Raw genomic sequence first — 13107 nt, forward strand, 5'->3', positions numbered from 1 at the left:
CCGAATCGATCTCGTCTTACACGCGCAGTCGCACGTGTAGTCGCGCCGCACTCAGGGAAATCCTCTGCTGGAAGCAGATGAGGATCACCGAGAGGAGTGCCGTGCTGGTGCATCAGGACTTCCTCGCTCTCCGCTTCCCGGCCGACGCGCGTGAGGTGGGCCCCGTGAGGCACCGCCTGCGCGACTGGCTCAAGGACAGCGGACTCGGCGACGACGAGGCGAGCGACCTCGTCCTCGCGGTCAGCGAGGCGATCAACAACTCGGTCGAGCACGCCTACCCCGGATCGGGCGGCACCGTGGCCGTCCACGCCCGCGTGGAACCGGACGGCTCCACCCGAGTGGACGTCAGCGACCGCGGCCAGTGGCGGACACCGCCTCCCGCGCTCACGATGCGAGGCCGGGGACTCCTGCTCATGCGGGAGAGCGTGGACGAGGTCGAGATCGACCGCAGGGCGAACGGCACGACCGTGCGCCTGCGACTGACCCCCTCGTCGGTGGCGAAGCCGCCGCCCGCGCTCTCGCCCGAGTGCGACGTGAGAGTCCACGAGTCCTCCTCGGGCGTGGTGGCGGTGATCTGCGGCGACGTCCCGATGGAAGCCGCTCCGTCGTTGCGCCGCACGCTCACCACGGCGGCGCGGGGCGGAACCGTGCCGCTCATCGTGGACCTCAGCGGCGTCGGCCGGGAACGGGGCGGAGTGGAACTCGCCCTCCAGGACGTCGCGGAGGCGCTGCGTCAGGCGGGCAACCGCCTGAGGGTCAGCTCAGAGCCTCGTCCACCGACGAGTGCAGGCTGAAGACCTCACCCAGGCCGGTGGCCTCCAGCGGGCGGGTCACGCTGCGCGCGGTCGCCACGACCTTCAGGGTCGCGCTCTGCTGCTGGGCGAGCTTCGCGGCCTCGACGAGAACGGCGAGACCGGCCGAGCCGAGGAACGTCACGCCGGTCATGTCGACGACGAACACGCCGCCGTCACCGAGACCGTTGACCAGGGATTCGCGCAACACGGGTGCTGACACCATGTCGACCTCACCGGACACGGCGAGGACGGTGACTCCGGGCGCCGGCTGCCGCACCTTCAGCTCGATCTGCTCCGCACGTGGGTCCTGCACAGTCACCGAAGTACTCCCTTTCACGGACAGGGAGCCGCCACGCAGCGGCCCCGACGCGGCTGCTGGCTCAACCGCTGCGGCCACCACCGTACGGGAAGTCGCCGCTTTACAGGACAGGTCGAGTGGTCCATACCCGGACAACGGTTGGTTCAAACGCGGAGAGCCTCCCACAGTTTCCGCGCGACCCCGAACGCGTCCGAGGGAGGCTCGACGACCTCCTCGGCGCTGTCCTCCAGCGTCCCGCCGACCACCAGGACCAGCGCCGTCGCCACGTCGCGGAGTTTCACGTTGGCGTGCTGGCTCGTCCGCACGAGCAGTTCGAACGCCTCGCCCGGCGCACACGGCCGTGCGCCCATCACGAGCCCTTTCGCCTGCTCGATGTACCGGCGGTGCTGGACCATCCGCACCATCTGGTCGGCGCGCAGCACCTCGCCCGCGCAGAACTCGACCACCGACGCGGCCGTCGCGACGAGCGGTTCCATCTCCTCGATCACCTGCAGGTCGGCGAGCCGCGGCGAGTGGTCCAGGTAGACGGTCAGCACCACCGGCCCGCTGTCACCCCAGCTCCCCGGCACCGCCACCACGTGCAGACCACCGATCTCGCCCGAGGTCTGCCGCTCGTCGCGGGAGGCCTCGACGAGCGGTCCGGCACCCGCGTCCAGCTGGGCCTGGTCCAGCTCCTCCGCCACGCCGACCGCCCGCAGCTGCTGCGTCCCCGGCCAGACGCTCAGACCCACCCCGAGACAACCGTCCATTTGGGAGCTCAGGTGGGCCATCAAGCGGCTGAGCAGCTCTTCTCCGAACTTCACCTGGGATTCCACGGCTCGAGGTTAGGCCGGGCCGAAGACGAGCACGAGCCGTGCGGTCATCGGCGAACGACGAACGGTTGCACAGGCAAGGACCAGAAGATCCGTTCCGCTTCGGGCCCGAACAGCTCGGCGCGCCGAACGCCCCACCCAACGCTTAGGGCCCAAAACACACACGTGTTCTGAACCACAGTCCGACAGAATTCGTTTCCAGGGATAACGCCGGAGCCCCGGTACGCGACATCCCTGGTGTCACGGAGGGACAGAAATGAGAACCGCCATGGAGACCCACCCGAAGCAGGACGAGGAGTCCGACTCAAGCCTGCCCACCACGCCGTGCAGCGTGGTGTGGAGCCGGGGTCACGCCTACGTGCTCGAGGGTTTCCGCGCCCGCTGGGTCGGCCGGGACGACCGGGGCCGCCCGCACGCCATCACCGGTGCCGAGATGCAGCGCCGGGGCTGGACGTTCACCCGCACAGCCTGAGAAGCACCCACGAGAACGCAGAACGACCGCACTCCCGCAACCAGTCGCACCGCGTGCCGTGACGCCATCCGGCAGCCCTTGCGCAGTCACTCGTTTAGAGTGCGGGTGTGCGTGATCCGGCTGATCGCCTGCTGACGATTCCGAACCTGCTCAGCGTGTTGCGGCTGGCCGGTGTTCCGCTCTTCCTGTACCTGTTGCTCGGACCCCGCGCGGACGGCTGGGCGCTGCTCGTCCTCGTTCTCGCGGGGCTGTCCGACTGGCTGGACGGCAAGCTCGCGCGCTGGCTCAACCAGATGAGCAACCTGGGCGCGCTGCTCGACCCCGCCGCGGACCGCCTCTACGTGTTCTGCACGCTGCTGGCGTTCGTCATCAGGGACATCGTGCCGCTCTGGGTCGCCCTCGTGCTGGTCGGCCGCGAAGTCGTCGTGGGCATCTGCCTGCTGATCCTGCGCGGCCGCGGCTGGGCTCCGTTCGAGGTCACCTACCTGGGCAAGGCCGCGACCTTCAACCTGCTCTACGCCTTCCCCCTGCTGCTGCTCGCGCAGGGCGACTCGGCGTGGGCGCAGACCGCCCTGCCGATCGCGTACGCGTTCACGGCGTGGGGCGGAGCGCTCTACCTGTGGTCGGCGCTGCTGTACGTCTACCAGTTCTTCCTGGCCCTGCGGGTCACACCTCGCACGGTCGCGTGAAAAGATCACCCCATACAGGTTCAGCACGAGGAGCGCAGTCAGTTGATTCCCGAGGAGCTTCGCTACACCGAGGAGCACGAGTGGATCGCCAGCACAGGCGAGAACACCGTGCGCGTCGGCATCACCGACTACGCCCAGGAACAGCTCGGTGACGTCGTCTTCGTCCAGCTGCCCGAGGTCGGTCACACCGTCTCGGCGGGGGACACGTTCGGTGAGGTCGAGTCCACCAAGAGCGTGTCTGACCTCTACTCGCCGCTCGACGGCGAGGTCGTGGCCATCAACGACGCGTTGGTCCAGTCGCCCGACGCCGTCAACACCGACCCGTACGGCGAGGGCTGGATGGTGGAGATCCGGCTCAACGACGCGGACGCGCTCGAAAGCCTGTTGGACGCGGACGGGTACAAGGCGTTGGTGGAGAAGGAGTGACGTCGATCTTTCGCCGGATCTTCGGCCGGAAGGGGAGCCGCGCTGAAGGCGGTGACCCCAACGCGATAGGTTTTACCGGAAGTGACGGATCCAGCAGCAGGAGGAGAGCTCAGGTGAGCACGAACGACGGCCCAGGCGTTCCGCCGGAGCAGTCCCCGGAGCGGACCTCCGTCTTCCGGGCGGACTTCCTCCAGGAGATGGAAGGCGGCGCCGAGGCGCCCGCACAGGAGCCGGCCGTTGCCGGTGTTGACGCCCTTCCCGCCGGTTCCGCGCTGCTCGTGGTCAAGCGCGGTCCGAACGCCGGATCCCGGTTCCTGCTGGACCGAGACACGACGAGCGCCGGGCGCCACCCCGACAGCGACATCTTCCTGGACGACGTGACGGTCTCGCGCCGGCACGCCGAGTTCCGCCGGGAGAGCGGCGAGTTCGTCGTCATCGACGTCGGCAGCCTCAACGGCACCTACGTCAACCGCGAGCCGGTCGACCAGGCCGTTCTCGCGAACGGTGACGAGGTTCAGATCGGCAAGTTCCGTCTCGTCTTCCTGACGGGTCCCGGCTCCGCGGGAGCCTGACGCGTGACGGCCGGGCGGCCACAACGCGGGGGCTCGAGCATCGGGGCTGTGCTCGCGCAGCTCCGTCCCGAGTTCCCCGACGTCACCATCTCCAAGATCCGCTTCCTGGAAGCGGAGGGGCTGGTCCGCCCGGCGCGCACCGCCTCCGGCTACCGCCAGTTCAGCGTGGCGGACGTCGAGAGGTTGCGGTTCGTGCTGTCCGCACAACGGGACAGGTACTTACCGCTCAAGGTGATCCGCGAGCAGCTCGACGCCGTCCCCGACGCGGCGACGGCCGTGACGCGGATCGATCTGCTGGCCCAGACCGGGTTCACCGCCGAACAGCTGTCCCAGCTGGAGCGTGACGGTCTGCTGCGCCCCGGCCCCGGTGGCCGGTTCACCACCGACGACATCACCGCGCTCCGCACGATCCGGACGATGACCGGACTCGGCGTCGAGCGCGAGCACCTGCGCGCGGTTCGCGCTGCGGCGGACCACGAGGTGGTTCTGCTGAAGTCTTTCTCAGATCCTGAGACGGTGCGGGAATTGGCTGACCTCTTCACCTCGTTGCACACGTTGTTGGTAAGAGCGGGTCTGCGGCAATCATCTTGATCACGTTCTGCCCGCAACGATTGAGCACACGGCCCGCTTGGCGGGTAGCGTCGACTGCATACGCCGGGGGATGCTCGGAGCGAACCGGGTACTCCCCAACGAGTCAGAGGGAGGCGAGACCCGATGAGTGAGATGCGCGTCGTGGGCGTCCGGGTGGAGCTGCCCCAGAACCAGCCGATCCTCCTGCTGCGGGAAACCGAGGGCGAGCGGTACCTGCCGATCTGGATCGGGTCCGTCGAGGCCACGGCGATCGCGCTCGAGCAGCAGGGCGTCCGTCCTGCCCGCCCGCTGACCCACGACCTGCTCAAGGACGTCATCGGGGCGTTGGGTCGCAACCTCGAACAGGTCCGGATCACCGACCTGCAGGAGGGCACGTTCTTCGCCGAGCTCGTGTTCGACGGCGACGTGCGGGTGTCCGCGCGGCCGTCCGACTCGGTGGCGCTCGCGTTGCGGGTGGGCGTGCCCATCCACGCCGACGAGGCCGTGCTCGCCGAGGCCGGGTTGATCATCCCGGACGAGCAGGAGGACGAGGTCGAGAAGTTCCGCGAGTTCCTCGACTCGGTCTCCCCGGAGGACTTCCGCGGAGCGGACACGTAGACACCGTCGCGGAGCGGACACGCGGACAGACCTGTGTGCGACGCCTGTGGCGCCTGTGAGTGAGTTTCGGTGCGTCGCACTCTGTCTCGTTAGGGCTTTCGAACGTTCGTTTGGACGTCGCTCGATCGGACTACTTTAGGTCGTTTTTCTCGCTAAACGATCACTAAACGTCACCTGAAACGCCTAGTTCGGGTGACGGTGTGACTCTCTACCTGAGGTTGAGGGTCGCAACTCCCCGCGCGTCGCGTTGACCTGCCCTCGGACCGGTCTTACCGTCGAACTCGAGTGGACGTCGCCGGTTCACGTGAGTGGACGTGGCGGCTTGACGGTCATGAGTTTCGTGGCCGTTCCGAGGGGAGGCAGGCGTGGTCGAGGAAGCGCCCTTGAGGGCCGAATCCGGGCTGCAGGGTGAACTGTTCCCGGACTCCTCGCTGCCGGACGAGCTCGTCGGTTACCGAGGGCCCGCGGCGTGCCAGATCGCGGGCATCACGTACCGGCAGCTCGACTACTGGGCACGGACCGGGCTGGTCGCGCCGACGGTGCGGATGGCGCACGGGTCGGGCAGCCAGCGGCTGTACTCGTTCAAGGACATCCTGGTGCTCAAGGTCGTGAAGCGGCTGCTGGACACCGGGGTCTCGTTGCAGAACATCAGGGTCGCGGTCGACCACCTGCGCCGCCGCGGCGTGCAGGACCTGGCGAAGATCACGCTCTTCTCCGACGGCACCACCGTCTACGAGTGCACCTCGCCGGAGGAGGTCGTCGATCTGCTGCAGGGCGGTCAGGGCGTGTTCGGCATCGCGGTGAGCGGTGCGATGCGCGAGATCTCCGGCACGATCCACGAGTTCCCGGCCGAACGTGCGGACGGCGTCGAGATCGCGCCGATGACCGAGGACGAGCTGACCCGCCGCCGCCGCGAGCGCGCGACCGGCTGATCGTCCCGCTGATCGTGGCCGACTGGCCGTCCTGAGTGGCCGGTCGGCAGCAGCGCCGCAACCCCCTTGCTCCCTAGCGTTTCCGGCATGACGCACACCCCTTCAGCGCAGGTCGTCAAGGTCCTGGCCGCAGCCGTGCAGCGCGCCTTCCGGCTGGAGTTCGGCTTCGTCGGCACCGAGAACCTGCTGATCTCACTGGTCGACACCGTCGGCCCTGGCCGCAAGCTCGGCACGACCTCGCTGACGGCACAGGCGATGGCCAGGGGCACCGACCACTGGGCCGGCGACGACGGAGGCGTTGTCACCGAGTCCCACCCGGACGTCACGGCGCTGTTGAGCGCCGCCCACCACCACGCCCGCGTCGACACCCTCCTGCCCGCCAGTCAGGCGCTGGAGACCTGTCTGCGAGCCGCTGTGGCGCAGGCGGGCGACGGCGTGCTGACGACGACGCACCTCGCGCTGGCGCTGCTGTCGCTCGACTCCGGGAGGGTCGCCGACCTGATGTTCCTGCACGGTGTGGACGTGGACGAGACCGCCGCGGCCGTGCGGGCCGACGCCACGCGGAAGTACGCCGAGGTCGAGGAGACGCCCGCCGTCTGGTTGCTGCGCAAGGCGGGAGCACTGGAGGGCGAGGCCGGCGGCGGGTACGTGCGCTGGCTGACCAAGTTCGTCTCGCGCGGCCAGGGCCTGGGCGGCCCGGTGCTGACCGCCGTGCGCAACGAGGCCGACCGGCTGGCCGTCGCCGGGCGCCGGGACGTGTCGTCGAGGGACCTGGTCGAGGCCGTGCTCACGCTCGACCACCAGCTGACGGTGGCAGGCCGCAGGCTCAAGCCCGAGTTCGAGTCGGGAGGTGCGGCGGCCCTGCGCGAAGCGGGCGTGGACGGCACCTCACTGCCCGCCGGAGGCGCCGTCGAACGCGCGATGGAACGCGCGAAGCTGGTCGCGGCCCGCAGCGGCGACCAGATCGTGGGCACCCGGCACCTGCTCGTGGCCGTGCGCGACGACCCCGCCGACCCGGTCGCGGCGGCCCTCGTCGGTCTTCGTGCTGAGACGTAGGTCGCGTCCCTAGCGACTACCCGGGCTGCCTGCGGGTATTCTTCTCGGGTAGTCGCTGAACTCAGGCGGGAGAGTCCGGGCCCCGAGCCCGGCGCCGAAGGAGCAAGTCCCTCCCCGGGAACCTCTCAGGCATCCAGGACCGCCAGAGCGAGACGCCTCTGGAAAGTGGACTTCCGCAAGGGAGTCCCGCCGACGGTGAAAGCCCGTTCTCGCAACGGGTGAACCTCTCAGGCGCCCCTCGGGGTACGGACAGAGCGGGGAGGGCACAGGACCAGTGTGCCCGCAGCCATCCCCCGGAGGCGTTTGATGACGCAGGACCGCATTCCGCTCGCCGCTCTCGAGCACGGCACCCCGTTCGCCGACCGCCACGTCGGTCCCCGGCCCGCCGAACTCGCGCGCATCCTCGACGTCATCGGCGTCGGATCGCTGGAGGAACTGGCACAGCACGCGGTTCCGTCGTCCATCCACGAACGCGACCTCGTGCTGGACCTGCCCGTCCCGGCCACCGAGACCGAGGCGCTCGCCGAGCTGCGCGAGCTCGCGTCCCAGAACCGGCCGATGACGCAGATGATCGGCCTCGGCTACTACGACACCGTGACGCCGGGCGTGATCCTGCGCAACGTGCTGGAGAGCCCGGCCTGGTACACGGCCTACACGCCGTACCAGCCGGAGATCTCGCAGGGCCGTCTCGAAGCGCTGCTGAACTTCCAGACCATGGTCGGCGACCTGACCGGCCTGCCGGTCGCGAACGCGTCCATGCTGGACGAGTCGACCGCCGCCGCCGAGGCGATGACCCTGGTGCGCCGCGCGGGCAAGTCCAAGTCCGCCAAGTTCGTCATCGACGCCGACACGCTGCCGCAGACGCTGGCCGTGATCGAGACGCGCGCCGAGCCGCTCGGCATCGAGATCGTCGTCGCCGACCTGTCGCAGGGCATCGAGGGCCTCGGCCTCGGCGGTGACTTCTTCGGCGTGCTGCTGTCGTACCCCGGCGCGTCCGGTGCGGTGCGCGACCAGAAGGCGTTGATCGAGGAGATCCACGCGGCCGGAGCCCAGGCCGTCGTCGTCGCCGATCTGCTGTCCCTGACGCTGCTGCGCGCGCCGGGCGAGATCGGCGCGGACGTCGTCGTCGGCACCACCCAGCGCTTCGGCGTGCCGATCGGCTTCGGCGGCCCGCACGCCGGCTACATGGCCGTCCGGTCCGGTCTGGAGCGTCAGCTGCCCGGCCGTCTCGTCGGTGTGTCCGTCGACTCCGACGGCTCGCTGGCCTACCGCCTCGCGCTGCAGACCCGCGAGCAGCACATCCGCCGCGAGAAGGCCACGTCCAACATCTGCACCGCGCAGGTGCTGCTGGCCGTGATCGCGTCCATGTACGCCGTCTACCACGGTCCCGAGGGCCTGCGCGCCATCGCGACCCGCGTGCACCGCATGGCCACCGTGCTCGCCACGGGCCTGTGCGAGGCCGGTCTGGACGTCGTGCACGGCGAGTTCTTCGACACCGTCGAGGTCCGCGTCGAGGGTCAGGCCGCCGCCGTCGTCGAGAAGGCGCGCGAGGCCGGCATCAACCTGCGTCTCGTCGACGCCGACGTCGTGGCCATCGCGTGCGACGAGAAGACGACGCGCGCGCACGTCATCGCCGTGTGGAACGCCTTCGGTGTCACTGGTGCCGACGTGGACGCGATCGACGCCGACACCGCCGACGGCATCCCGGCCGACCTGCGCCGCACGTCCGACTACCTGACCCACCCGGTCTTCCACGCGCACCGCTCGGAGACCGCGCTGCTGCGCTACCTGCGCGCGTTGTCCGACAAGGACGTCGCGCTCGACCGCAGCATGATCCCGCTCGGCTCCTGCACGATGAAGCTGAACGCCACCGCGGAGATGGAGCCCGTGACGTGGCCGGAGTTCTCCGGCCTGCACCCGTTCGCGCCGGTCTCCGACGCCAAGGGCATGCTGAAGATCATCTCCGACCTGGAGGAGTGGCTCGCCGAGGTCACCGGCTACGACGCCGTGTCGTTGCAGCCCAACGCCGGTTCGCAGGGTGAGTTCGCGGGTCTGCTCGCGATCCGCGCCTACCACCGCGCCAACGGCAACGAGGCCCGCGACGTCTGCCTGATCCCGTCGTCCGCGCACGGCACCAACGCCGCGTCCGCCGTCATGGCCGGCATGCGCGTCGTCGTCGTGAAGTGCGACGACAAGGGCAACATCGACATGGGCCACCTGCGTTCCACGGTCGCCGAGCACGCCGACGACCTGGCCGCGATCATGATCACCTACCCGTCGACCCACGGCGTGTACGAGGACACCGTCCGCGAGGTCTGCGGCCTGGTCCACGACGCGGGCGGCCAGGTGTACGTCGACGGCGCGAACCTCAACGCCCTCATCGGCCTCGCGCGCTACGGCAAGTTCGGCTCGGACGTCTCGCACCTGAACCTGCACAAGACGTTCTGCATCCCGCACGGCGGCGGTGGCCCCGGCGTCGGCCCGATCGGCGTGAAGTCCCACCTCGCCCCGTTCCTGCCGAACCACCCGCTGCAGCCCACCGCGGGCCCGGCCACCGGCGTCGGCCCGATCTCGGGTGCCCCGTGGGGTTCCGCGTCGATCCTCCCGATCTCGTGGGCGTACGTGCGGATGATGGGCGGCGACGGCCTGCGCCGCGCGACCCTGACCGCCGTGGCGGCCGCGAACTACGTGGCTCGCCGCCTCGACGAGCACTACCCGGTCCTCTACACCGGCGAGGGCGGCTTCGTCGCCCACGAGTGCATCCTCGACCTGCGCCCGATCACCAAGGCCACCGGCGTCACCGTCGACGACGTGGCGAAGCGCCTCGCCGACTACGGCCTGCACGCCCCGACCATGTCGTTCCCGGTCGCCGGCACCCTGATGGTCGAGCCCACCGAGTCCGAGGACCTGGGCGAGATCGACAGGTTCATCGACGCGATGATCGCCATCAAGGGCGAGATCGACAAGGTCGGCGCCGGCGAGTGGTCCGTCGAGGACAACCCGCTGCGCAACGCCCCGCACACCGCGGCCTGTGTGACCGTCGGCGAGTGGAACCACCCGTACAGCCGTGAGGTGGCCGTCTACCCGGCCGGCACCGCGGCGCCGAAGATCTGGCCGCCGGTCCGTCGCATCGACGGCGCCAAGGGCGACCGCAACCTGGTCTGCTCCTGCCCGCCGCTCGACGCGTACAGCAGCTGATCCAGCAGGTCTGAAAGGGGCGCATCCGTCGGGGGTGCGCCCCTTTCGCCTTTCTGGCCACGTCGCGTGGAAACGTTGGGGTGCAAGGAGATCCGGTAACGCTTGCTGATCTTCGGCCGATCTGACCGGACGTGCGGACGATGGCGGAGCAGGCCGGTGCGGAGCGGCGGGGAGACTTCGAGTCCAGCCGCGGCTTCCCCGACGAGCTCGAGGCCGACGGCGAGATCGAGGCCGCCCGCTGGTACCGGGAGACGCTGGCCGGCCTGCCGGACCCGGTCAGGACGATCGAGGACCACTACGAGGCGCTCAAGGACTCCGTGGTCGAGGCGGTGGTCCGGGTGGGGCACGACCCCGAGCGGGTGCGGTCCGTCGTGCTGGTTCCCCAATCACGCGCCACGGTGTCCGCGAGCGCCGAGAGCTATCCGGACGGCTCCGCGTTGGTCCTTATCTCGAACGCCGTGCTGGGGCTGGCCGAGGTCTACGGTCAGCACCTCGCGCGGGCGGTGATGAAACCGAACCTGCGCACGTTCCTGAAGAAGGGCGCGCGCTTCCTCCGCACCGGCCGGGTGGAGTTCGACACCGAGCTGCTCACCGCGGTTCTCCGCCACAACAGCCGCGTCCAGCGCTCGTTCAACCTCGCGCAGACGTTCATGATCGGCATGGAGCCGGTCCAGCTGCGGCTGGCGGAGCTCCTGAGCCGGCACGCCATGCGCTTCGTCATCGCGCACGAGGTGGCGCACCACGTCCTCGGGCACGCGGGCCGGTCCCACCTGGCTCCGGTCGACGGTGTCGCGTCCTGCACCGGGGAGCAGCAGGCCGAGCTGGAGGCCGACCGGCTGGCGTACCAGGTGGTCCTCGCCGCGCAGCAGCACGACGGGGTAGGGCTGCCGTCGCAGGTGCCGCTGGGCGCGCTGGTGGCCATCGCCGTGCTGCACTACGCCGAGAGCTCGTTGTTCCTGCGCACCGGCGTCAGCCACCCGCCGGTGGACCGCAGGCTCGGGGTGCTGTGGCAGGAGGTCCCGTTCCACGTCCGGCCCACGTTCAACAGCTACGCGCTGCCGTTGTTCGAGGCGACCGACAGGGCCGCCGACTTCGTGCAGGGCTCCCGTCCGGACGTCGACTGGGCGTTGCTCAGGACCCGTCCGGAGGTGCAGCACCACCCGTTCTCCCTGATGGCGCACGACGTGTTCGTCCGCTGCGACGAGCTGCAGGCGCTGGCCCCCGACCAGCTCGCCGAGCAACTGGGGCCGTGGCCCGCCCTCCACGAGGGCGCGGAGGCGTTGCTCGACGGCAGGCCCGGCGACGCGGCGCGCCTCTGGGAGCTGTCGCCGACCTGGTTCGACACCTGGAAGACCCAGGCACCGCTGGCCGCGTACACCGTGCGCGGCAGGCTCCAGCGGGTGCCCGCCCTGCAGGACCTCACACCGCTGCTCCGGTGTCCCGTCGCCGAGGCGATGGCGGGACTGGTCGAGCACACGATCATCAGGAGCTGACCCGTGGACCTCCGTCCGTACCTGGAGATGACCGACGACGAGCTGTACGCGACGCTGGGCGCGAGCCTGCTGGGCTCCGGTGCCGGCATGTCGCCGGAGGACCGCGACGAGGCCGAGGACTACGGCCGCACGTGGTTCAAGGCGCGGTACGCGGCTCTGCAACAGCAGGTCTGCCTGCACCCCAAGGTGAAGGGGCTCACGGGCGGCTCCGGCTCCGACCGGGTCGTCGACGCGGCCACGATCGCGGAACTGGTGCAGGAAGCGGGCGGCAACCCGCTGCACGCCGCCGTGATCGCGGTGCTGGTGACGAGGATCGGACTGGGCCTCTTCTGCGCGAACGTGCGGCCGCGCTAGGCGCCGACGGGACAGGCCTCGTCGCCGCAGTTCTCGTCGGTCCCGATGCCGGGCTTCGTCAGGTCGTGCTCGAACGCGAAGTGGAAGCAGTCGGGGTGCATCCGCTCGAACAGTTCGAAGTCCTCGCGGTCCAGTTCGACCGTCTCACCGCAACGCTGGCAGGTCTGCTCTTCTGACACGCGGCAGATCGTCTCACCCCCGCGCGAACAGCACCGCGCCGTCGTCGCCGAGCAGCCACCGCGCCTCGACCGCGAACCCCGCCTCCCGCAGCCACCCCGCCACCCGGTCGGGCGGTCGCAGGTGGACGTTCACCCGCATCGGATGCCCGCCGTAGCCCTGCGTCTTGAGGTTCGTGCGGTCGCCGACGTGGAAACCCAGCTGCACCAACCCGCCTGGCCGCAGCGCGGCGCGGAAGTGCCCGAACACGACCGGCACCAGCTCGTCCGGCACGTGGATCAGCGACCACCAGCAGAGGATGCCGCCGAGCTCGCCCGGCAGCGGGTCGGTCATCGATCCCACCTCGAACCGCAGCCCCGGATGCGAGGCCCTGGCCAGGTCGACCATCGCGGGGGAGAGGTCGATGCCGAACGCGTCCACGCCGTGACCGTGCAGCAGCGCGGTGATGTCGCCGGGCCCGCAGCCGACGTCCGCGACCGGCCCGCTCACCTCCTCCGCGAACAGCCGCAACGCCGCTCGCAGGTGCGGCAGGCCGTCCAGCAGTCCGCGGGTGTGGTCGGCGTAGCTCGCCGCCACCGTGTCGTAGGAGTCGCGCGTGTCCGTCAGCCAGTCGCTCACGACGGCT

The 13107-nt window shown here is 69.9% G+C and carries 16 protein-coding genes and 1 riboswitch; of the genes, 12 read left to right on the top strand and 4 right to left on the bottom strand.

The features are described from left to right. The first annotated feature begins 77 nt into the window (after nucleotides 1–77). A complete protein-coding gene (locus ACFWNN_RS15300; protein ID WP_382440517.1) occupies nucleotides 78–794 on the top strand; it encodes an ATP-binding protein in 717 nt (238 codons plus the stop codon). Here the strand turns inward: ACFWNN_RS15300 and ACFWNN_RS15305 are convergent. Further along, nucleotides 757–1113: an STAS domain-containing protein gene (locus ACFWNN_RS15305; RefSeq protein WP_382440518.1), complete on the bottom strand. Its 357-nt coding sequence runs from the start codon at nucleotides 1111–1113 to the stop codon at nucleotides 757–759. The genes ACFWNN_RS15300 and ACFWNN_RS15305 overlap by 38 nt on opposite strands. A gap of 143 nt (nucleotides 1114–1256) precedes the next feature. Continuing rightward, nucleotides 1257–1928: an ANTAR domain-containing protein gene (locus tag ACFWNN_RS15310; RefSeq protein ID WP_382440519.1), complete on the bottom strand. Its 672-nt coding sequence runs from the start codon at nucleotides 1926–1928 to the stop codon at nucleotides 1257–1259. 253 nt (nucleotides 1929–2181) lie between these two features. Between ACFWNN_RS15310 and ACFWNN_RS15315 the strand changes: the two genes are divergently transcribed. The 11 genes from ACFWNN_RS15315 (at nucleotide 2182) to ACFWNN_RS15365 (ending at nucleotide 12305) form a co-directional block, all read left to right on the top strand. Then, nucleotides 2182–2397, top strand: coding sequence for a hypothetical protein (locus ACFWNN_RS15315; protein WP_382440520.1), 216 nt, complete (start codon nucleotides 2182–2184; stop codon nucleotides 2395–2397). A 107-nt stretch (nucleotides 2398–2504) separates the two neighbouring features. Beyond that, nucleotides 2505–3086, top strand: coding sequence for a CDP-alcohol phosphatidyltransferase family protein (locus tag ACFWNN_RS15320; protein ID WP_382440521.1), 582 nt, complete (start codon nucleotides 2505–2507; stop codon nucleotides 3084–3086). A gap of 42 nt (nucleotides 3087–3128) precedes the next feature. Further along, entirely contained in the window at nucleotides 3129–3512 is a 384-nt protein-coding gene (gene gcvH / locus ACFWNN_RS15325) for a glycine cleavage system protein GcvH (protein ID WP_382440522.1), read from the top strand. A 113-nt stretch (nucleotides 3513–3625) separates the two neighbouring features. After that, nucleotides 3626–4084 (top strand): glycogen accumulation regulator GarA, encoded by a 459-nt coding sequence (garA, locus tag ACFWNN_RS15330; protein ID WP_030476302.1) that lies wholly within the window; start codon nucleotides 3626–3628, stop codon nucleotides 4082–4084. A 48-nt stretch (nucleotides 4085–4132) separates the two neighbouring features. Beyond that, a complete protein-coding gene (locus ACFWNN_RS15335; RefSeq protein WP_382440523.1) occupies nucleotides 4133–4675 on the top strand; it encodes a MerR family transcriptional regulator in 543 nt (180 codons plus the stop codon). 123 nt (nucleotides 4676–4798) lie between these two features. Beyond that, complete coding sequence (locus ACFWNN_RS15340; protein ID WP_285644641.1) at nucleotides 4799–5272, top strand: bifunctional nuclease family protein; 474 nt, start codon at nucleotides 4799–4801, stop codon at nucleotides 5270–5272. Nucleotides 5273–5637: 365 nt separating this feature from the next. Next, entirely contained in the window at nucleotides 5638–6204 is a 567-nt protein-coding gene (locus ACFWNN_RS15345) for a MerR family transcriptional regulator (protein WP_089913860.1), read from the top strand. 87 nt (nucleotides 6205–6291) lie between these two features. Next, nucleotides 6292–7260: a Clp protease N-terminal domain-containing protein gene (locus ACFWNN_RS15350; RefSeq protein ID WP_382440524.1), complete on the top strand. Its 969-nt coding sequence runs from the start codon at nucleotides 6292–6294 to the stop codon at nucleotides 7258–7260. A gap of 56 nt (nucleotides 7261–7316) precedes the next feature. Next, a riboswitch (glycine riboswitch) is annotated at nucleotides 7317–7412 on the top strand. A gap of 154 nt (nucleotides 7413–7566) precedes the next feature. Beyond that, on the top strand, nucleotides 7567–10458 hold the full coding sequence (gcvP, locus tag ACFWNN_RS15355) for an aminomethyl-transferring glycine dehydrogenase (RefSeq protein WP_382440525.1): 2892 nt from the start codon (nucleotides 7567–7569) through the stop codon (nucleotides 10456–10458). Between the two features lie 140 nt (nucleotides 10459–10598). Beyond that, nucleotides 10599–11951, top strand: coding sequence for an ImmA/IrrE family metallo-endopeptidase (locus ACFWNN_RS15360; protein WP_382440526.1), 1353 nt, complete (start codon nucleotides 10599–10601; stop codon nucleotides 11949–11951). A 3-nt stretch (nucleotides 11952–11954) separates the two neighbouring features. Next, nucleotides 11955–12305, top strand: a complete 351-nt coding sequence (locus tag ACFWNN_RS15365; RefSeq protein ID WP_382440527.1) for a hypothetical protein — start codon at nucleotides 11955–11957, stop codon at nucleotides 12303–12305. Here the strand turns inward: ACFWNN_RS15365 and ACFWNN_RS15370 are convergent. Then, nucleotides 12302–12484, bottom strand: a complete 183-nt coding sequence (locus tag ACFWNN_RS15370) for a hypothetical protein (RefSeq protein WP_382440528.1) — start codon at nucleotides 12482–12484, stop codon at nucleotides 12302–12304. The genes ACFWNN_RS15365 and ACFWNN_RS15370 overlap by 4 nt on opposite strands. 13 nt (nucleotides 12485–12497) lie before the next feature. Then, nucleotides 12498–13100, bottom strand: coding sequence for a class I SAM-dependent methyltransferase (locus ACFWNN_RS15375; protein ID WP_382440529.1), 603 nt, complete (start codon nucleotides 13098–13100; stop codon nucleotides 12498–12500). Between the last annotated feature and the right edge of the window lie 7 nt (nucleotides 13101–13107).

It is taken from the genome of Lentzea sp. NPDC058450, from assembly GCF_042721395.1.
Lineage (GTDB): Bacteria > Actinomycetota > Actinomycetes > Mycobacteriales > Pseudonocardiaceae > Lentzea.